The following is a 20,297-nucleotide window of genomic DNA, read 5'->3' on the forward strand; positions in this document are numbered from 1 at the left end:
GCAAGCGGCATTGGAAAGTACCCGTTGCGCTGATGCGCGCTCGCGAGGTCAGTGAGCACGAAATGCTATTTGACAGTCCGCGCCATATCGGTTATACTAGCGGATATTCGTAAATTCCCTCAGAGCGAGTTCACCATGCACGCATGGACCTGTAAGAGGCGGGGCCTGTAACTCCGCCACCGTCGTCAGCCTAACGAAACTGCCTGCGGGCGGCCCTCTTGGGACCCCGCGAACACATTGCCGACAGACGGCGATGCGCCCCAAGCCGCGCGCATCGAACAGCCGCCCCGCTCTCCTCTCACTCCCGTTCCAAACGCATATCCGTTGTCGCCTCTGCTTGTTTGCGCGCGTGCGCGCCCGGCCGGCGACCGAGTACGCATTACGATCCTGCCGTTAGACTATCCATCTCAAGGAGACCATCCCATGTCCAGTGACGCGCCCGCGCGCAAATTCGGCTTTAGCACCCGGCAACTGCATGCCGGGCAGAAGGCAGACCCCGCGACCAATTCCCGCGCGGTCCCGATCTACCAGACCACGTCCTATGTGTTCAACGATACCGAGCACGCCTCGCGCCTGTTCGCGCTGCAGGAGTTCGGCAACATCTACACGCGCATCATGAACCCGACGAGCGACGTGTTCGAGCAGCGCGTCGCCGACCTCGAAGGCGGCGTCGGCGCGCTGGCGGCTTCGTCGGGCCACGCCGCGCAGACCATGGCGATCCTGACGCTGTGCGGCGCCGGCGACCACATCGTCTCGGCTTCCACGCTGTACGGCGGCACGTACAACCAGTTCGCGTACACGTTCCCGCGCCTGGGCATCGACGTGACGATGGTCGATCCGCGCGACCCGGAGAACTTCCGCAAGGCGGTCCGCCCGAACACCAAGATCATCTATGGCGAGACGCTCGGCAATCCGGGCATCAACGTCTTTCCGTTCGAGGCGGTGGCCAAGATCGCGCGCGAGTTCGCGATTCCGCTGATGATCGACAACACATTCGCCACGCCGTACCTCTGCCGCCCGTTCGAGTGGGGCGCAAACATCGTGGTGCACTCGACGACGAAGTTCATCGGGGGCCACGGCACCTCGATCGGCGGCATGATCGTGGACGGCGGCAACTTCCAGTGGGCGGGCAACCCGCGCTTCGCGAACTTCAACACGCCCGATGACAGCTACCACGGGCTGGTGTACGCCACGCTCGGCGCGCCGGCGTTCATCCTGAAGGCGCGCGTGCAGATCCTGCGCGACATCGGCGCGTGCCAGTCGCCATTCAACTCGTTCCTGTTCCTGCAGGGGCTGGAGACGCTGAGCCTGCGCATGGACCGCCACGTGCAGAACGCGCAGCGCGTGGCCGAGTTCCTGGAGAAGCACCCGAAGGTCAGTTGGGTGAGCTACCCGGGACTGAAGAGCAGTCCGGACTTCGTCGCCGCGCAGAAGTACCTGCCCAAAGGCCCCGGCGCGATCATGGGCTTTGGCGTCAAGGGCGGGCTGGACGCCGGGCGCAAGTTCATCAACAGCCTGAAGCTGTTCAGCCACCTGGCGAACGTGGGCGACTCGAAGAGCCTGGCGATTCACCCGGCCAGCACGACCCACAGCCAGTTGAGCGAGGAGCAGCAGGTGAGCGCCGGCGTCTCGCCGGACTTCGTGCGCCTGAGCATCGGCGTCGAGGACATCGACGACATCCTGTGGGATCTGTCACAGGCGCTCGGCTAGTCATTTTCACTTGACTGTTTTGCAGCGCATTTGCCGTCACGCAACTGCCCAGAGCCAGCAGTCCCCACCCCCCCTCCCCCTCCCCGCAAAGCGGGGAGGGGGAGGCAATAAAGGGGATTAGCGCAGCGGCCTGGCCGCCGCGCTAATCCCCAATGACTATTCCCCCTTCTCCCCCGCATACGGGGGAGAAGGGGCCAGGGGATGAGGGGGTTTATTCCCGGCACCGAGCGCAGAACGCAGTGAATGGTGCATTGGCACTGTGAAACAGCATATGTCCGTGCTAGCGAGCGCCGCGAAGCGTCCGCCGGCACGCCTGAGGTTAGCTTATGCCGGTTAGAATTCCCGATTCGCTGCCCGCGCGCGCTGTGCTGGAAGGCGAGAACATCTTCGTCATGGGCGAACAGCGCGCCTCGCACCAGGATATCCGCCCGCTGCAGGTGGCGATCCTGAACCTGATGCCGACCAAAGTGGCAACCGAGACGCAGTTGCTGCGCCTGCTCGGCAATTCGCCGCTGCAGGTCGAGGCGACGCTGCTGCACATGGACTCGCACGAGTCCCGAAACACGCCGCGCGAGCACCTGCTCGAGCACTACGTCACCTTCGCGGAGGTTAAGGACCAGAAGTTCGACGGCCTGATCATCACGGGCGCGCCGGTGGAGCAGCTGCCGTTCGGGGAGGTCGATTACTGGCCGGAACTGCGCGACGTGATGGACTGGTCGCAGACGAACGTCTTCTCGACGTTCCACATCTGCTGGGGCGCGCAGGCCGGGCTGTACCACCGCTACGGCATCCCGAAGTACTCGCTGGCCGCGAAGATGTTCGGCGTCTTCCCGCACAAGGTGCTGAGCCGCAATGAGAAGCTGCTGCGCGGCTTCGACGACGAGTTCTTCGCGCCGCACTCGCGCCACACCGAGATCCGCCGCGAGGACATCGACCGCGTGCCGGATCTGGCGATCCTGGCGGAGTCGAGCGAGGCGGGCGTGTACATTGTCGCGTCGAAGGACCGGCGCAACATCTATATCACAGGTCACTCGGAGTACGATCCGCTGACGCTCAAAGCGGAGTACGATCGCGATGTGTCCCGTGGCCTGCCGATCAACGTGCCGCGCAACTACTATCCCGACGACGACCCCGCGCGGCCGCCGAGCGTGCACTGGCGCGGGCACGCCCACCTGCTGTACGCCAACTGGCTGAACTATCACGTGTACCAGACGACGCCGTACGACGTGGCGCAGATCCCGCAGGGCGATCCGATTGTGGATAGCGACTGACACGCGGCCATCGGCCGGCATCTCTGACGCCAGCGCGCCCCCCGCACAGGTTATGTGCAAGGGGCGCGCTGCTTTTTCCGTGCGGCCCACAAAAACGCGCCCGGACGCCCGAAGTTCACGAATTGTTGCTGGACGTGTATCTTCCGGCATCGATCGCGCGTTATATTGGCTGTCCGGATGTTGTAGAACACACACAAGCTAAACAACCAGGGAGAGATTCTAATGCATCACAAATTGACTATGTCCGCAATCGGCCTGCTGGCCGCGTTGTTGCTGACGGGCGTTGTCGCGCTCGCAGCGGCCGACGGTAATGCCACTGGCGCGCACCAGACCCAAGTGGGAACGAGCGCGCCGGTCGCCCTGGCCCGCAGCGAAAGCGTGCGCGAGACGGAGTCGCTGACGGGCACGCAAGACATTGATGACACACATGACGACAAGGGTCAGAAGCTTGAAGTCAAGGACGCCGACGACAACGGCGTGGCGCCTGAAGTCGAAGATGCCGACGACAAGAGTCAGAAACTCGAAGTCAAGGACGCCCGGGGCACAACGCCTGAAGTCAAAGACGCCGACGACAAGGGTCAGAAGCTCGAAGTCAAGGATGCCAAGCACACGACGGCTGAAGTCAAGGACGCCGACGACAAGGGTCAGAAGCTCGAAGTCAAGGACGCCAAGCACACGACGCTCGATGTGAAGAACACGAAGGATGACAAGGGCACGTCGCCCGAAATGAAGGACAGCAAGGACGACATGCACCGGGGACCGGAGTCCAAGGGCGAGCCGGAAGGCAAGCACAAGGGCAAGTAGATCAGGCTGCCGACTTGAGTATCGAAAGAAGCAACGCCCCCGACTCAGTTCTGAATCGGGGGCGTTTGTTATTGTGACACAACAATCTCACCACGGAGACACAGAGGCACAGAGAAACGCTGCGTGCAACGACGATCTGGATGTGATACAGTCGCGCCTGGCGTCATTGTGACAGCAGCTTGCCCATAGCGTACTCGTCAACATATGTGCCGCCGACGAGCAGCGAGTGCCGCTTCACCCCTTCGACTTCAAAACCGACCTTCCGGTAGAGCGCGATCCCCCGTTCGTTGTGCGTCATCACGGTGAGCTCCAGACGGTGCAGCGCGTGCGCGCGCGCCCACTGCTCCAGCGCGGCAGACAGCCGCGTGCCGAGCCCCTGCCCGGCGAACGACTGCCGGACGCCGATGACGACATAGGCGCAGTGTCGGTTGCGCCGGTAGTCGCCGCCCATGCCCTCGATGTAGCCGGCGAGACCGTCACTGCTGTCGGCGACCAGAATCGTCTGATTGGGCCGCGCCAGCAGTTCCGAGACGCGCACGCGCTGTTCCTCGGCGGTCGTGGTCCGCTCGCCAGGTTCGAGCATCATGAACTGCGTTTCGGCGTCCAGTTGGAGGCACAGGGCTAGGAACGCAGCGGAATCGTCAACGGTGATGGGGCGGATGGTGATCATGCGCGAAGTATAGCACGCGGGGGTTTTGGAACACGAACGGTACGAAAAGAGGCGAAGGACGCGAAACGGGGCACATGCAATGTGCCCTACGAGTTTTCCGCACGCGCCCAACGCGGACGCAACTATTTCGGCATTTGGTCAAAGAAGGCCACAACACGCCGTGCGTACTCGGCCGGGTACTTGGGGTAGATAGGGGCATGCGCTGGCCGGGCCGCTTCCCAGAATTCAACTGCGGCCGCAGCAGCCCGGAACGCGGCTCAGTGCCGAGGGAGAATCAGTCGGACGCGGCGCCAGCCGCCGCTGCGCCGCCCAGCATGCCGATCCTGCCGGACTGGAATCCTTGCGCCTTGAGCCAGTCGAACGCACCGAGCACGTCGCCGTGCATGCGCGGAGCCGTGCACCGACGCGCCGACTACCTGCTACTCAGGCCCGTTCATGCGGAAGGCAGAAAATCCACCACAAAGCACGAAGACACAAAGACGACCTCGTTGATCTTCTTCGTGCCTTTGTGTCTTTGTGGTGAAGGCCCTTATCAATGGCCGGATTCGAAGGTGGCCCAGCCGTCGACGGCGGGTAGCGGCACCTGCTCGCCCGGCTTGGACTGCGACACGACGGACAGACTGCGCGAGAGCCACTCGAACAGTTCGCTGAACGCCAGGCCCTTGAGCGACAGCGGGGGCCGCAGGGTCGAGAAGCGGCCGAGCGTCTGCACGTTGGCCTTGCGCACGGCAACCGCGTAGAACGACAGGCCCTTACGCGCCTCCTCCTGCTGCACCTGCGCCGCCGCCGACAGCCATTCGTCGGTCGGCTCGCCGTCGCTGATCAGGAACATCCAGGGGCGAAAGTAGTCGATGCCGTTCTGCTTGTAGACCTCTTTGCGTTGGCGCAGCAGCGTGATGCCCTGCCGCACCGCCTCGCCCATCGGCGTGCCGCCGTGCGCGCGCAGCGTCGGCGCGTCGAAGCGGTCCACGGTGACGAAGGCGGCGTTGGCGTCGAAGACGGGCGATTCACTGCCGCTGCGCACATCGAGCGCGCGCGCTGAGCCGCCAAAGGCGACGACCGCCACCTCGACGCGCAGGGACGCCAGCCGGTCGGACTTGAGCGCCTGCTCGAAGGCGCGCAGCCCCTCGTTTAACTCTGCGATCGCGTCACCCTCCATCGAGCCGGACGTGTCGAGCAGCAGCACGACCGCACAGCGCGGCTCGGGATTATCGGCAAACTCGGTCAGGGCCAGTTGCGTGTTGGACATCGTTGCCTCGTCTCCGGTAGTTAGTCCCGATGGGATTGAAGATTCCGCCGGGTCGTCTTGGCGCCTTCACATGATTTTACCACACGGGGGACAACAGGCGAGACAACGGACAGTCAACGGACAAACGGACGATGCGGTGGACGAGACAACAGACGAGACGATGGACAGGCGCCGCGAAGCGTGACCCGGGCTGGACTCACGTGGATTCGCGCTATCCGTGCACAGCAACCCGCCCGTCGCACATGGTCGCTTTTGGGCGTGATTCGGCACGATGTTATAATCCCGCAGGCAAATGCCCGACCAAAATCAATCTGTATCAAGGGAGAAAACGCATGAACCAAAAGATGCTGTTGACGGCCCTGCTTATGCTCGGCCTGCTGATTGCGGCCTGCGGCCCGTCGGCCACGCCAGCCCCGACGACCGCCCCGGCCGCGCCCACCGCTGCGCCGACCAAGCCGGCCGCCGCCGCGACAACGGCCCCCGTCGCCCCGACGGTCGCCCCCGCGGCCGCCGTCACGCTCGACATCTGGTACCCGCTGCCGACCGAAGGCGTCCTGAAGGATGCGATGGACGCGCTGGTCAAGAAGTACAACGACTCGCACCCGAACGCCAAAGTCAACATGGTGCTGACCGGCAACTACGGCGACAACTACACCAAGATCCTGGCGGCCGCCTCGGCCACCGCCCTGCCGGACGCCGCGATGGTCGAGCTGCTGCAGATCCCGATCCTCGCGTCGAAGAATCAGCTCGTCGCGCTGGACGACCTGTCGAAGGACGCCGACTTCAAGTTTGCCGACATGGCCCCGGCGCTGATGGGCAACTCGTACTACAACAGCAAGCTGTACGCGATCCCGTGGCAGCGCAGCACGACGATGATGTTCTACAACCGCGACGCCTTCAAGGCCGCCGGCCTCGATCCGGCCAAGCCGCCCCTCACCTGGGACGAGGCGAAGACGATGGCGCCCAAGCTGCTGGTCAAGAGCGGCGACGCCGTGACGATGTGGCCGGTGATGGGCACGCTGGCCGGCGACTGGTTCTTCGAGAACCAACTGCTGGCGTACGGCGGCGCGCTGCTGAGCGCCGACGGCAAGACCGCCACGTACAACAGCGACGCCGCGCTCAAGGGCCTCGCCGTCTGGAACGACATGGCCAAGAAGGACAAGACGCTGTCGATCCGCGGCGGCGCGGAGTTCGGCGCGGTGACGAGCGACTTCATCGCCGGCAAGTCGGCGATGATCATCCACTCGATCTTCTCGCGCGCGGCAATCGAGAACGGCGCGAAGTTCGACTGGGGCGTCGCGGCGGTACCGGGCGGCCCGGCCGGCCCGGTGCTGGACGCCGGCGGCGGCAACTTCGTCATCTTTGCCAAGACCGACCCGGCCAGGCAGAAGGCGGCCTGGGCGTTCATCAAGTGGATGACAAGCCCGGAGAACACGGCGTTCTACGCGATCAAGTCCGGCTACCTGCCGGTGCGCACGAGCGCACTCGACGACGCGCAGATGAAGGAGTACTTCGCCAAAAGCCCGAAGGCGAAGGACGCGATTGACCTGGCCTTCAAGTACGGCAAGGCGCGCGCGATCAACGCGAACTTCGAGAAGGCGATCAACCAGTTCCTGAACCCGGCTCTGCAGGCGATCCTGCTCGGCACCGACGACCCGAAGACCGCGCTCGACGCAGCGGTCAAGAAGTCGAACGAAGAGCTGGCCAAGTAGCCTGCTGAAACCCGCCCGCGCCCCGGCCAATGCATGACCGGGGCGCGGACTTTCTGACACTGCTTCAGACTGATCGCGTTTGTTGAAGTTGTCATGCTGAGCACGGCCAGACCGCGCGCGGTGTGCGATGCGGCATGACGTTTGTTGTACGGGTCGGGCTTGCCCCGACCCAGCGCCGGGCGACCGCAACCCCCCAAAGGGGGCGAACAGGTCGGGGTCGCCCCTACGAGCAATACCGCGAACGTCATGAGTAGCACGGAAACAAGGCGGCTGTGATCCGGTCCGCCACGCGCGCGAAGCATCTGTAGTGAGCCACCTGAGATCCTTCGCGCGCGTAACGCCAATAAACGCGAGGGGCTTTGCCTTCGCGCTCAGATTGACAAGACCCAAAAGGCGCACGCAAGCCGCAACGGTTTAACACCCCTGCCTATGCCCAACCGCCGCCAACTGCGCGAATGGCTGACCGCCTATGCGCTCCTGCTGCCGTCGTTCGCCGGCCTGGCCCTCTTCGTGCTATGGCCGCTGATCGATTCCGGCTACCTCTCGCTGACCGACTGGGACTTCTTCGATGAGCCGAAGTTCATCGGGCTCAAGAACTACCAGAAGATGCTCGATGACGACGTGCTACACCACGTCATCGCCAACACGGCGATTTACACGCTGGCGGTCGTCCTCATCACGCTCGTCCTGGCGCTGGGGCTGGCGGTGTTGCTCAACCGCCCGATGCGCCTGCGCACGCTGGCGCGCACCGTGTTCTTCCTGCCGGTCGTCACAACGCTGGTCGCGATCTCCGGCCTCTGGCTGTTCATCTACACGCCCGACTTCGGGCTGATGACCTACCTGCTGCGGCTGGCCGGCCAGTCCGGGCAGGCCTGGATGAACCAGCCGAGCACGGCGCTGTGGGCGATCATCCTGATGATGATCTGGCAGGGGCTCGGCTACGACATCATCATCCTGCTCGGCGGGCTCGGCAATATCCGCGAGGACCTGTACGAGGCGGCCGCGCTCGACGGCGCGTCGCGCTGGACGCTGTTCCGGCACATCACGCTGCCGCTGCTGTCGCCAACGCTCGTCTTCTTAATCATCGTCTCGACGATCCAGGCGTTCCGCGTCTTCGATCCGGTGTATGTCATGTCGGGCGGGCTGGGCGGCCCGGCCAACAGTACGGCGACGCTCGTGTTCTATCTCTACAAGCAGGCGTTCGCCAACCTGGACGGCGGCTACGCCTCGGCCATCGCGTACCTGATCGTCGGCATCGCGCTGGCGCTGACGATCATTCAACTGAACATCTCGAAGCGCTGGGTGACCTACCAATGAACGCCGGAGCCCGCTCACCGCTGTGGGAACGCGCCGTCGTGTACGTCATCGTCTTCGGCGCGGCATTCATCGTCGTGCTGCCGTACGTCTGGATGGTGCTGGCGGCGTTCAAGACGCCGGAGGAGATCCACCACTACCCGCCGGCGATCCTGCCCGCCGAATGGCGCTGGCAGAACTTCATCGACGCGTGGGGCAAGGCGCCGTTCGGCACCTTCTTCGTGAATAGCGTGATCGTGACCGGCGCGATCGTGATCATCCAGGTGACGACCAGCACGCTGGCCGCGTACGCCTTCGCGCGCTTCCAGTTCCCGCTGAAGAATGCGCTGTTCCTCTGCTATCTGCTGATCCTGATGGTGCCGTCGCAGGTGACGCTGATCCCGAACTATGTAACGATCCGCGTGCTCGGCCTGCTGGAGAAGCAGGACCAGTTGAAAGCGTACGCCGCGCTGATCCTGCCGTTCCTGGCCAGCGGCTTCGGCACGTTCCTGATCCGCCAGCAGTTCATGACGATCCCGCACGATCTGATCGAAGCGGCGATCATCGACGGCGCCGGCACGCTGCGCATCCTGCGCTCGATCATGGTGCCGCTCTCGCGCGCGTCGATCGCGACGTTCGCGCTGCTGGCCGCGATGTGGCACTGGAACGACTTCTTCTGGCCGCTGATCGTGACCAACCAGCTATCGACGCGCACGATGCCGCTGGGCCTGGCGGTCTTCACGCAGGGCGAGGCGGGCACCGAGTGGCATCTGCTGATGGCGGCGGCGATCTTCACGGCGCTGCCGATCGTGGTGCTGTTCCTGATCGCGCAGAAACAGTTCGTGCAGGGCATCGCGAACGTGGGCGTGAAGGGGTAGCAAGCGAAGGCAGAACAACTGAAACACAAAGCCACCAAGGCACCAAGCGAGTCATTGCTTGGTGCCTTTGGTTTTATCTGCGCCCGCCCGCGTGACGCTGTGTGTCAGCGCGAGATCGTGCAGTCGGCCACGGCGGTGGCCAACGCGACGACGATGCGGTTGGCCGATGGCATGGGCGTGAGCGCGACGGTGCTGACCGGCTCGGCGAGCGCGACGGGCGACGTGGTGACGCCGCCGGTGTTGAGCGGGCTGACTGCCGATCACATCTACCGACTGGTGATCCAGTTCACGGCGGGCGGGAATACGTTTCAGGCGGTGGTCGAGGTGGCGAGGGAGGAGTAGGCAGGAGACTGGAAATGCAAACCGCCGGCTGCTATCTTGCCAGCAGCCGGCGGGGGTGTTCCGTGCGTGAGTGGCGCGGCTATAGAAGCGCAGGCTGATGCACTTCCAATCTCTTGGGGTACCACAGTCCGACTATGGTAAATGTCTGCGGATAGTTGTGAATGTTGCCAACGAAGAATCGCGTGTCTTTGTCGCCTGCGCAAACATCGTTAGCCAACTTGTCCACAACCACCTGTGCCGCTTCTGTTTGGGATCGGCCGCCGGTGCGTGAGTTGAAGTACAAGGCGTCGACTTCCCAATCACGAATACTGAAGTCATGCTCGATGTTGCAGCGTTTGTCATTGCATCTGAACTTGACCTTGAAGCGAAACTCGGGGGGCCTCAGTGGTTTAACCTCGTCATTTTCACGGTCCATGTCCAAAGCCATTTGTGCAAGTGTGGCGGTGTAGTCATCCCAATAGCGTTGGCGCTCATCTTCCGAGACGCGCTCAGAGGTGACGCGAATTACGTTTGGCTGAATTATGCCAAGCGAGGTTCCGTCTTCCTGTTGTTTCTGCTGAATGTCCTCAATGGACGAGAATATATTGTTCTCGTCCATAATCCATTGTGCTCGCTGCTGCCAGTTTCCGGGTTGAGGGGGAATGACTTCCCCAACCGTAATTGCGTCGTAGTTGATGCGGTAGCTTTCTGGTCGCGGGTCTTGCGACGCCTTGACGATGGGCGCTTCAATCCACTGATACTTCTTGAAAACCCTTTCCTCGTTCATTAATCGGAGTGGAATGGGATAGAGACGGATCAGTCGTTTTGTGTCCGCGAGCACTCCGCCTGTGCATACTATTTCACGATACGTTTTGCTGAGTTCGGGGCGAGTTTTGCCCCAGATCAGAATCCGGCGACGCTCCCAGCCAGTATTCATTTGAGTCTCCTTCGTTGGTGGCTTTATTCCACCTCGATTACGTTGATGTTGCGAACCTGCTTAGCCAATTGGCCGAGCAGGATGCTGCGATGGCAATCGACGTTGTTCCTCTCATAACACAGAATGGCGACGGTTTTCCCTGACACCTCCTTTGCCAGCGCGCTAATAACAGTCGGGTGTTGGCGCAGGTGCTTTGCGTACAGCGACAGGCATCGCGCGCGATCGGCTTTCAATTTGTGATATGGATTGCCTGCGCCTACCATGTGACAATACTCGATGCCCGCCTCGGCAAGCTTTGTCCCTAAACGTCGTTTGTTGTACTCCGGACGCCTGGATACTGGGGCTTGGCGGATATCGATGAGCTCCGACACGCACTTTCGTAGCAGTTCTTCTATCAACTCATCCACTTTGCGCCGTTCGTATCCTATGCTGACGATTGATGTGATCATGGTCTGATTATAGCGCACGGGTTAGTATCGCCGCCCGCTCCAGGATCAGGGCCAGCAGGCGCGCTAGGATGTCGTTGTCGGTGACGCCGGCGGGCCAGCCGTAGGCGGCGATCACGGCGGCGTCAGATGTCGAGGCGCGACTGGTTGCCCGGCTGATTGTCCGCGCGCTGCGCCTGCCGGAACGTACCGTAGGGAGGGGGAGTGCGGAACGCCTGGCCATGCAGCAACTGCTCGACCGTGAGCACCTGGATGCGCGGGAACTCGCCCCAGGCGGCCGACTTGTAGATACCGGCGCCGGAGGCTTCGCTGAGCATGTCGCGCGTCGGCGATTCGAGCGTGACGAATAACCCGATCGCGGCGCCCTCGCGGTCGACGGTGCCGACCAGGTCGCGCACGTCGCCGCTCTTCACCTTGCCGCTTTTGACCTGCACGAGTATCTGCCGCGGCTTGCCGGCTTCCTCGATGAACGTCAGCATGCCGTCTACGCCCTTGTCGCTGCCCTTCTTCCCGGACTTCGCGCCGGCCGCGCCGCCGAGTGGGCGGGCGTTGACCAGCGAGAGCGCCCACCACTGGAACTGATAGCGGTCGTCGTGCGCCAGTTGGCGGGCGTCCTCGACATCTTCGGGCTCGCCGATCACGGCGTAGTCCTTGCGCTCCTCTAGTTGGTAGCTGTCTTTAAGTCGGTACTTCATTAACGCGATCGACAAGTGTGTGATATCAATGCCGATCCAGCGCCGGTTGAGCTTCTGCGCGGCGGCGACTGCCGTTCCGCAACCGCAGAACGGGTCGAGCACGACGTCGCCTTCGTCACTACTTGTCTTGATGATGCGTTCAAGCAAATCTAACGGTTTTTGTGTTGGGTATCCCAATCGCTCGGGGCTAGTCCCGCCAATCAACGGAATATCAGTCCATACATCTTGAACCGGCACCCCTGGTAACTCTTCCAAGTAATTCTTTAGCCTAAGTCGCCCACTGACCTTGCCGGGATAATGTAGCCGACCTTCCTTGTCGAGTTGCTCCATTCGTTCTCGCGTATACTTCCAGCCATTTGGAGGCGGCTGGTATGTTATGCCATTGGATGCCTTAAATGTATACGTCAGATTTGGTCTAGGATTTGGGCTAGCAAGGTTTTGCTCGGACCAACGCCTGCCGTCGGGATCTGCAAATCGGAATCTCTCCTCAATATAGGAAGTGTCATACTCTTGATACTGTTTGTTGAATACGCGCGGCTGGCCTTTCGCAAAATACAGAATGACGTCGTGGACTGCTCCGAAGCCTTTGGAGTCATTATGTGCGCCGTATCGCTTCCAGATGATTTCAGACTGGAAAAAGACAGGGCCAAAGATCGCATCCATCACGATCTTCAGATAGTGGCTTGCGGTTGGGTCACAGTGCAAATAGATGGCCCCACCAGGCTTGAGTACTCGGTGAAGTTCAATGAGGCGCGCGGCCATCATGACGAGGTAGGCCATCATCTGGTTGGCACCGATTGCCTGGCGAAGCGCGCCAATCAGCGTTCCGACGTTGCCGCCGGCACTGGTGACCAGTTCGTTGAAGACGTGCTCAGTCTCGTCGTTCCAGTGCCAGGTGTCGGCAAAGGCCTCGATCTGAGACTCGGCTTCGTGTCCGCTCTCGTCCTTGAACAGGACGTTGTACGAGCGATTGGAGTTGAACGGCGGATCGAGATAGATCAGGTCAACGCTGGCATCGGCGATGTGATCGCGCAGAATCGGCAAGTTGTCGCCGTAGAACAGCGTGTTGCTGGTGAGCGGTGCGGGCATGGTAGGTCAGCGAGGAATGGCGATCAGGATGCTGTCCGCATCCTGATCGAGCGCCGGATGCACATCATAGCGGAATGCGCCGTCATCCACGGTCGGACCGGAGGTCATGATTGAGACCGACTGCTTGCCGCCTTCCAGGACAAGTCGCAATGTGGCGTGGTCGGTTGGAATGACCGGCACTCTGAGGCTGACCCTCAGGCTTCCGTGCAATTCGGTGAGTATGTCCGGGCTATGCTTGATTATGAGCGCGTATTGCGCCTTGGCGATTTCGCGGCCATCGCGCTGGAGGGAGCCGGTGCCGACATAGCGTTTCAACACGATGCCTCCGGGTATAGCGAAGTGCGGCTGGCGTGGCATGGCGTCCACATTCTAGCCGCATAACAGACTGGCGGAATTGTACGCTAAAGGGGGGCGAGAATCAAGCGGGCGAGTTACCTAGCCTAATATCTTACCGAGCGAGGCATCGTTGCCTAATTAGGAAATCTTACCCGGTAGTGCGTAGATTCACGCATGCCATTTCATGTGCGGAGGCCATGCGTGAATCATTCCAAACCATCAGTCAAGTATCCGAGGCATCGTTGCCTAATTAGGAAATCTTACCCGGTAGTGCGTAGATTCACGCATGCCATTTCATGTGCGGAGGCCATGCGTGAATCATTCCAAACCATCAGTCAAGTATCTGGCATCTTTGCAGAAGCGCTATCGGCGTGGCGATCGGTCAGCGCGCAGCCAGATCCTGGACGAGTTTGTTGCCACCAGCCACTACCATCGCAAGTATGCGATTGCCTTGTTGCGCGGCCAGCGCCAGCGCACAGCACACGCCAGGCCGCATAGACGTGCGGCCACCTACACGCCCGAAGATCAACAGGCTGTGCGTCAGTTAGCCGAGTTGTTCGACCAAATCGGGTCCAAGCGCCTGCGGGTAGCGCTGGATGATAACTTGCCGGCTTTGCGGGCCAATGGATTCCTGGCCGTGAGTGAAACCTGCTATGCACATCTGCGCACGGTCAGTCCGGCCACCATGGATAAGCTGCGCGCGCATGATCCGCGGCGCGTCGGTGTGCGCCGGAGCCTCACCAAACCGGGCAGCCTGCTTAAGCACCAGATACCGATCCGCACCTTTGCGGATTGGAACAACAAGCAGGTCGGCTTCATGGAGATGGACCTGGTTGATCATTCCGGAGGCCGCGCAGAAGGCGATTTCGCGCAGACGCTCAACATGACCGATGTGCTCAGTGGATGGACCGAGATGCGCGCCGTGCCCAACAAGGCGCAGAAACATGTCTTCAACGCACTCAAACATATCCGCGCGCGCCTGCCCTTTGGGTTGAAAGGCATCGACTCGGACAACGGCTCCGAGTTTATCAACAACCAACTCTATCGTTACTGCCTGGCCGAACACCTGACGTTCACGCGCGGACGGTCGGGACGCAAGAACGACAATGCCTACGTCGAACAAAAGAACTGGTCGGTGGTGCGGCGACTGGTCGGCTACGATCGCTATGATCGCGTCACCCAGGTCCAGTTACTCAACCGTTTGTACGACGTCTATCGTCTGTACGTTAATCACTTTCTGCCGATCATGAAGTTGCAACGCAAGACGCGCATGGGCAGTCGCACACGCAAGATCTATGACGCGCCGCAGACACCCTACGCACGCCTGCTGGCTTCCGACGCGCTATCCCCCACGGCGAAACAAGCGCTGCGCAAACAGCATGCCCAGTTGGATGTCGTCCAGTTGCATCGCACCGTCCTTGAACTGCTGCACGAACTCAAACCATCACCGCTGCGGTAAGGTTTTGTGGCTAGGCCACGAATCAGCTGAAAGTAAGATTTTTATATTAGGCTACACGCTAGTATTGCTTCGCCCCCTGCTGAGGCTCACGATGACAGCGCTTTGTGGTCGGATATTTGTGTATACCGTTTTTCGCATAGAACGCGACAGCCTTGGTCAAGTGAATTGGTATGAAAAAGCAAGCGCCCACTCAGACTGGACACACTCCAATATCTGAGCAGGCGCCGTATGTTGTGGTCTTGGCTGGTTCCAGGAAGATACTGCGATGCTGGCTATTTTCGCATCGGCAGTCCGGATCAGGTCAATACTATATAGTCGAGCTCGATTCTGCGCTAAACCACGTCCGCTTGATCCACAGCGAGACGTACACCAGCCCGATCAGCACCGGCACCTCGATCAGCGGGCCGATCACGGTCGCCAGCGCTTCCTGCGAGGCGATCGTAAATGTGCCGATGGCCACCGCAATCGCCAGCTCGAAGTTGTTGCTCGCCGCCGTAAACGACTGCGTCGCCGCCAGTTCGTACGGGAACTTGCGCCAGAGCGACAGGCCGAACGACACGAAGAACATGATGATGAAGTAGACGACCAGCGGGACGGCGACACGCAGCACGTCAAGCGGCGCGGCCAGAATCTTGTCGCCCTGCATCGAGAACATGACGACGATGGTAAACAGCAGGCCGACCAGCGCTGTCGGTCCCAGGCGTGGCATCAACTGCGTCTCGTACCAGACCAGGCCGCGCCGGCGGATCAGCACGAAGCGCGTCGCGATGCCCGCCGCGAGCGGGATGCCAAGGAAGATGAGTACGCTCTGCGCGATGTCCCACATGCCGATGCTGACCGCCGTGCCGGCCATGCCAAACCAGCCGGGGACGACGACCAGGAACAGGTAGGCCAGCGGGCTGTACATAACGATCTGGAAGACACTGTTGAGTGCGACCAGCGCAGCGCAGTATTCGCTATCGCCGCCGGCCAGCATATTCCAGATCAGCACCATCGCGATGCAGCGGGCCAGGCCGACGATGATCAACCCGGTACGGTAGTGCGGCAGGTCGGGCAAAAGCAACCAGGCCAGCACGAACATGATGATCGGCCCGATGATCCAGTTGAGCGCCAGGGAGACGCCGAACTGCTCCCACGCCTGCGCGACCTTCCCCAACTCCTCGTACTTCACCTTCGCGAGCACCGGGTACATCATCCAGAGCAGACCGACCGCAATCGGCAGCGAGACGGTGCCGACGGACAGCGCGTTGAACGCGTCTTTGACGCCCGGCCAGAGCGCGCCGAGCAGAATGCCCAGCGCCATGGCGGCGAAGATCCACAGTGGCAGGAAGCGGTCGAGCAGGGAGAGTTGCTGCAATACTCCGCCTGATGAAGCTTGCCGGGCGGCAGGATATTCATTCATTTTGTTCGGTTGCCTCGCCGATCATTGATCAACTAGAAGATGTATGGGCTATGAACTCACTCGCGCGTTGCGCTCGTTGACGCGCTGGCCAGCCATGCAGCTACCTCGCCTTCGCCCGGAATACGCCCCGCGCAGAACAGTTTCTCATCAATGACGAGTCCGGGGGTTGACAACACGCCGTACTTCATGATTTCAGCATAGTCGGTTACTTTGACAACTTGGGCTGCTAAACCAAGCCGGGTGACGGCCTGCCGGGCTACCGCTTCCACCTTCTTGCAGTTGGCGCAGCCGGAGCCAAGGACTTTGATGGTCAGCATAGATGCTCCTTTTTTCATCGAAAAATAGTCGCGTTATACTATTTCAACTTGGCCATGTCCTCATAGCGATTGCGCAAGTGCAACTGCCGCCCCCTCATCCCCTGGCCCCTTCTCCCCCGCGCGCGGGGGAGAAGGGGAAAAACTAACGGGGATTGGCGCGGCGGCGTAGCCGCCGCGCCAATCCCCGGAGACTTGCTCCCCCACCCAGCGAAGCTGGGAGGGGGCTGGGGGGAGGGCAGAATTTGGCGGTGTGCCGTGTGCTCATGCGACATGCACATGGGGACATTTCCAATTTGAAACAGTATTAGCCAGATGCGCTTAGCCGTATAACGCATTGAACAGATACCCTGTGATGACAATCGCCAGCGCGATGACGGCGACGAATGTGGCAATCAACTGGGGTTTCAGCACGCGCCGCAGGATGATCATCTCCGGCAGGCTTAACCCGATGACCGACATCATGAACGCGAGCACCGTGCCCAGCCCCGCACCTTTTTCCATCAACGCACTGACGATCGGGATGATGCCAGCCGCGTTCGAGTAGAGTGGAATGCCTAGCAAGACGGCCGCTGGAACTGACCACCAGGCCTGCGTTCCCATGATGCCGGCCAGCGCGCTTTCCGGCACGTAACCGTGGATGCCGGCGCCAACCGCAATGCCGACAACCACATACACCCAGACCTTGCCGACGATCTCCCGAACGGCTTGCCAGGATCGCTCAATGCGCTGCGGGGCGCCAAGGTGCTCTTCCACGCCCCCGCCGCTCTGTATCGACCAGACGAAGTCCTCGACATAGCGCTCCATCTTTAAGCGTCCGATAACTATCCCTGCGGTAATAGCAATCGCAAGTCCTGACGCGATGTAGAGCGCGGTAACCTGCCAGCCGAACAGCCCGAAGAGCAAGACGACAGCCACTTCATTGATGGTCGGCGCGGCAATCAAAAACGAGAAGGTCACGCCCAATGGAATGCCCGACTCGACGAATCCAATGAACAGGGGCACCGCCGAACAGGAACAGAATGGCGTTACGATACCGAGCAATGCAGCGAGCACATTGCCGATACCTTCACGCCTGCCGCCAAGCAACGCGCGCGTGCGCTCCGGACTGAAGAACGTGCGAATAAGCGAGACGAGGAATACCATGCCTGACAGCAGCCACAAGATCTTCGGCACATCGTACAAGAAGAACGCGACGGCCTGCCCGAGTTGCGAGTCGCGGGAGAGCGCCAGCATGCCATAGGCTATCCAGTTTGCCAGGAGCTCAATACTGCTGTAGGTGGCCCACCAAAGTACAGCGGCGAGGATCAAGACCAGGTAAGTCCGCCACGCCGCGCCTGGCGCGGCGTGCAGCTTGACCACAGAAGCAAGATTCACCGTGCCCCCCCAAGACGTGTTCTCATGCCACCGCTGTGACCTCGCGGATCCATTCGCGCACCTGCGCTTTGGTCGGCAATTCCGTGCCGCCGGACCAGACCAGTTGCTCGTTGATAACCAGCCCGGGCGGCTCGCCCGTCAGGTAGCGCTCCATTTGCCGTTCCGCCGCGACCTTCTCGACGATCGCGTCGCGGATTCCCATCTCCGCCAACACCTGCATCACGAGCAGTTCGAGTTTCAGGCAGTTGGCGCAACTCGGGCCGAGAATCTTGACGTTCATCGCAAGCTCTTTTCTGTTAAACCGATGTGCAGCGCGGGCACGGGCACTTGTCCAGCGCACGCGGGCTGATTCGCACATCACGGAATGCTTCTGCATGCCCAATGATTTCGCCTACGGTGTCGAGCAATAAGAACACGCGCGGATCACGGATGCGATAATAGATCCTCACTCCTTCTCGATAATCTGCCACCAGACCCGCGTCGCGCAAGTACGCGAGTTGCTGCGATACATAGGGTTGCCGCTGGTCAAGCAGCGCGGTCAGGTGACAGACGCATTGCGCGTTGTCACGCAGCGCCACCAGCAGGCGCAGACGCTCGGGATGAGCCAGCACTTTGAGCAAATTGGCGGGCCGTACCAGCTTGTCAATCTTGGATTGCATGTTCATTCAATTTTCTGAATATAGTGACGGAAAATAAACGGCGGACAATCCGCTACAATAAATCTATCACGGAGTGCTTGCGTCTTATAGTGATAAGCGTCCCGGGATTAGCAGGCTAATTGTCACGCGGAGCGTCCATCGATTGACTGCCCAGCCGCCCGCTCAATCACTGACTGGGGCTACTTTTGCCCGGGCGCTGACCATTCTCTCGCTGGATCACGGCGAGCAACAACTGGATGCGCACCTGAAGCTGTTGGGCGGTCTGTACGAACGCACGGCGGCGCTCAGGCTCGGACTCAAGCGCGGACGGGTCCGCGAAGCTCCAGTGGATGCGCTCCGGGTCGCCGGGGAAGATGGGACAGCTTTCGCGCGCGCGGTCGCACACGGTGATCACATAGTCGAACCGCTGGCCGATAAACTCGGTGCTGGATTTCGAGCGCAGACCGCTGGTTTCAATGCCCATCGCGCGGAGCGTTTCAATACTGAGCGGGTGGACGCGCGACGGCTCGCTGCCCGCGCTGATGACGTCAACTCGCTCACTACCCAGGTGGCGCAGGATGGCCTCCGCCATCTGTGAACGCGCGCTGTTGTGGGTGCAGAGGAACAGCACGCGCGCGCGCCGCGTGAGATGCGCATCCGCCGCGATGGGCGCAGCATTCGCGTTGAGCGAGGGGTGGAGCGCATCGCCGCTGGCCGCCAGCAGTACGCGCAGGTGCCCCAGGTCCGCGCTGTAGTAGACGGCGCGGCTGTCGGCGCTGCTGCGCCGCTCGGTAACCAGGCCGTGGGCTTTCAGACGCTTGAGGTGATACGACACCAGGTTGATCGGGCGTCCAACCACCCGAACAAGTTCGTGGACACGCCGGTCGCTGCGCGCCAGCGCGGTCAGAATCTGCCAGCGGATTTGATGATCCAGCAGGGTCAGGACGGGCGGGAGTGCGGTTGTCGCGCGCATCGCGGGATTCTCCAAGTCAAAATATATTTCAATTTGGTTTGAAGTAACTTTACAACCGTACGCATCACTCGTCAAGCGCGCTAAACGGTACGGGGCATACCGGCCTTACGCCCTCCGACAGTTTCGAGCACGCCACGAGCCGTTTGTTGGGATTTGGAAGTTGGGGCTTGGGAGCTTGTCGTTGGGTATACCGCAAAAGTGTCGGGATCGCACGGCCAGCCAGACTGTCATTCCGGCACGTTTTTGGCCGGAATCCACTTAAACCGCGCGCCACAAAAGCCTTAGATTCCGGTGGGAGTGGATGCCGGCTAACTACTTGCCGGCATGACGATCTACGGCATCTCCGACAGTTCAACGGTATACCCTTTGTCGTCAGCAGTTCTCAATTTGGCTTTGGCTGATACTTTCCAATGCCGGCTTGTCATGTGGTGGTGCTCGGCGCTTATCGCGCAAGCCGATTCGACGAGTACGCCGTGCTGCCCTCCCCCCGACCCCCTCCCAACGAAGTTGGGAGGGGGAGCGATTCGATGGGGAGGTGCGCGGCGGCGCAGCCGCCGCGCACCTCCCCGTTAGCTTTTCCCCTTCTCCCCCGCGCGTGGGGGGAGAAGGGGCCAGGGGGTAACCTGGTGGACAGACTCCAAAATGAGAATTGCTGCTTTGTCGTTCCAGTGCTTGCTCTCCCCCGACGCGCGGCTTATAATGAATGTCGCATGCGGCATTACG

General features: G+C 61.2%; 20 protein-coding genes. 8 read left to right on the forward strand and 12 right to left on the reverse strand.

The annotated features are described in order from the left end of the window. Positions 1-423 precede the first annotated feature (423 nt). The 3 genes from HZB53_08575 to HZB53_08585 all read left to right on the forward strand — a co-directional run bounded on the left by HZB53_08575 (position 424) and on the right by HZB53_08585 (position 3,785). Complete coding sequence (locus HZB53_08575) at positions 424-1,710, forward strand: O-acetylhomoserine aminocarboxypropyltransferase/cysteine synthase (GenBank protein ID MBI5877690.1); 1,287 nt, start codon at positions 424-426, stop codon at positions 1,708-1,710. 326 nt (positions 1,711-2,036) lie between these two features. After that, a complete protein-coding gene (gene metA, locus HZB53_08580; protein ID MBI5877691.1) occupies positions 2,037-2,981 on the forward strand; it encodes a homoserine O-succinyltransferase in 945 nt (314 codons plus the stop codon). Positions 2,982-3,203: 222 nt separating this feature from the next. After that, complete coding sequence (locus HZB53_08585) at positions 3,204-3,785, forward strand: hypothetical protein (protein MBI5877692.1); 582 nt, start codon at positions 3,204-3,206, stop codon at positions 3,783-3,785. 163 nt (positions 3,786-3,948) lie between these two features. Here HZB53_08585 and HZB53_08590 read toward each other — a convergent pair whose 3' ends face one another. Both HZB53_08590 and HZB53_08595 read right to left on the reverse strand, forming a co-directional pair. After that, on the reverse strand, positions 3,949-4,455 hold the full coding sequence (locus HZB53_08590; GenBank protein ID MBI5877693.1) for a GNAT family N-acetyltransferase: 507 nt from the start codon (positions 4,453-4,455) through the stop codon (positions 3,949-3,951). 532 nt (positions 4,456-4,987) lie between these two features. After that, entirely contained in the window at positions 4,988-5,704 is a 717-nt protein-coding gene (locus HZB53_08595) for a VWA domain-containing protein (protein MBI5877694.1), read from the reverse strand. Between the two features lie 332 nt (positions 5,705-6,036). On the opposite strand from HZB53_08595, the gene HZB53_08600 reads away from it, so the two are divergent. From HZB53_08600 to HZB53_08615, 4 genes are all read left to right on the forward strand, one after another. Further along, on the forward strand, positions 6,037-7,416 hold the full coding sequence (locus HZB53_08600; GenBank protein MBI5877695.1) for an ABC transporter substrate-binding protein: 1,380 nt from the start codon (positions 6,037-6,039) through the stop codon (positions 7,414-7,416). A gap of 429 nt (positions 7,417-7,845) precedes the next feature. Further along, on the forward strand, positions 7,846-8,733 hold the full coding sequence (locus tag HZB53_08605) for a sugar ABC transporter permease (GenBank protein MBI5877696.1): 888 nt from the start codon (positions 7,846-7,848) through the stop codon (positions 8,731-8,733). After that, positions 8,730-9,587: a carbohydrate ABC transporter permease gene (locus HZB53_08610; GenBank protein MBI5877697.1), complete on the forward strand. Its 858-nt coding sequence runs from the start codon at positions 8,730-8,732 to the stop codon at positions 9,585-9,587. The genes HZB53_08605 and HZB53_08610 overlap by 4 nt, the downstream gene beginning before the upstream one ends. Positions 9,588-9,686: 99 nt before the next feature. Then, a complete protein-coding gene (locus tag HZB53_08615; protein MBI5877698.1) occupies positions 9,687-9,929 on the forward strand; it encodes a hypothetical protein in 243 nt (80 codons plus the stop codon). A 79-nt stretch (positions 9,930-10,008) separates the two neighbouring features. On the opposite strand, the gene HZB53_08620 is transcribed toward HZB53_08615, so the two are convergent. From HZB53_08620 to HZB53_08635, 4 genes are all read right to left on the reverse strand, one after another. Beyond that, positions 10,009-10,845, reverse strand: a complete 837-nt coding sequence (locus HZB53_08620; GenBank protein ID MBI5877699.1) for a hypothetical protein — start codon at positions 10,843-10,845, stop codon at positions 10,009-10,011. Between the two features lie 23 nt (positions 10,846-10,868). Next, positions 10,869-11,294: a DUF488 domain-containing protein gene (locus HZB53_08625; protein ID MBI5877700.1), complete on the reverse strand. Its 426-nt coding sequence runs from the start codon at positions 11,292-11,294 to the stop codon at positions 10,869-10,871. Positions 11,295-11,416: 122 nt separating this feature from the next. Continuing rightward, entirely contained in the window at positions 11,417-13,075 is a 1,659-nt protein-coding gene (locus tag HZB53_08630; protein ID MBI5877701.1) for a restriction endonuclease, read from the reverse strand. Positions 13,076-13,081: 6 nt separating this feature from the next. Further along, positions 13,082-13,390 (reverse strand): hypothetical protein, encoded by a 309-nt coding sequence (locus HZB53_08635; GenBank protein MBI5877702.1) that lies wholly within the window; start codon positions 13,388-13,390, stop codon positions 13,082-13,084. Between the two features lie 334 nt (positions 13,391-13,724). Here HZB53_08635 and HZB53_08640 point away from each other — a divergent pair, with 334 nt between their 5' ends. Further along, entirely contained in the window at positions 13,725-14,870 is a 1,146-nt protein-coding gene (locus tag HZB53_08640; protein MBI5877703.1) for a transposase family protein, read from the forward strand. Positions 14,871-15,177: 307 nt separating this feature from the next. On the opposite strand, the gene arsB is transcribed toward HZB53_08640, so the two are convergent. The 6 genes from arsB to HZB53_08670 all read right to left on the reverse strand — a co-directional run bounded on the left by arsB (position 15,178) and on the right by HZB53_08670 (position 19,574). Then, positions 15,178-16,227 (reverse strand): ACR3 family arsenite efflux transporter, encoded by a 1,050-nt coding sequence (gene arsB, locus HZB53_08645; GenBank protein MBI5877704.1) that lies wholly within the window; start codon positions 16,225-16,227, stop codon positions 15,178-15,180. Positions 16,228-16,328: 101 nt separating this feature from the next. Then, positions 16,329-16,589 carry a TM0996/MTH895 family glutaredoxin-like protein gene (locus tag HZB53_08650; protein MBI5877705.1) on the reverse strand — a complete coding sequence of 87 codons (261 nt, stop codon included), beginning with the start codon at positions 16,587-16,589 and terminating at the stop codon, positions 16,329-16,331. Positions 16,590-16,907: 318 nt separating this feature from the next. Next, a complete protein-coding gene (locus HZB53_08655; protein MBI5877706.1) occupies positions 16,908-17,822 on the reverse strand; it encodes a permease in 915 nt (304 codons plus the stop codon). Positions 17,823-17,985: 163 nt separating this feature from the next. Then, positions 17,986-18,243 carry a thioredoxin family protein gene (locus HZB53_08660; GenBank protein MBI5877707.1) on the reverse strand — a complete coding sequence of 86 codons (258 nt, stop codon included), beginning with the start codon at positions 18,241-18,243 and terminating at the stop codon, positions 17,986-17,988. 16 nt (positions 18,244-18,259) lie between these two features. Further along, positions 18,260-18,622, reverse strand: a complete 363-nt coding sequence (locus tag HZB53_08665) for a winged helix-turn-helix transcriptional regulator (protein ID MBI5877708.1) — start codon at positions 18,620-18,622, stop codon at positions 18,260-18,262. 166 nt (positions 18,623-18,788) lie between these two features. Beyond that, positions 18,789-19,574, reverse strand: coding sequence for a MarR family transcriptional regulator (locus tag HZB53_08670; GenBank protein ID MBI5877709.1), 786 nt, complete (start codon positions 19,572-19,574; stop codon positions 18,789-18,791). Positions 19,575-20,297: the final 723 nt, after the last annotated feature.

This window comes from Chloroflexota bacterium (genome assembly GCA_016235055.1).
In the GTDB taxonomy this organism is placed as follows: Bacteria; Chloroflexota; Anaerolineae; order JACRMK01; family JACRMK01; genus JACRMK01.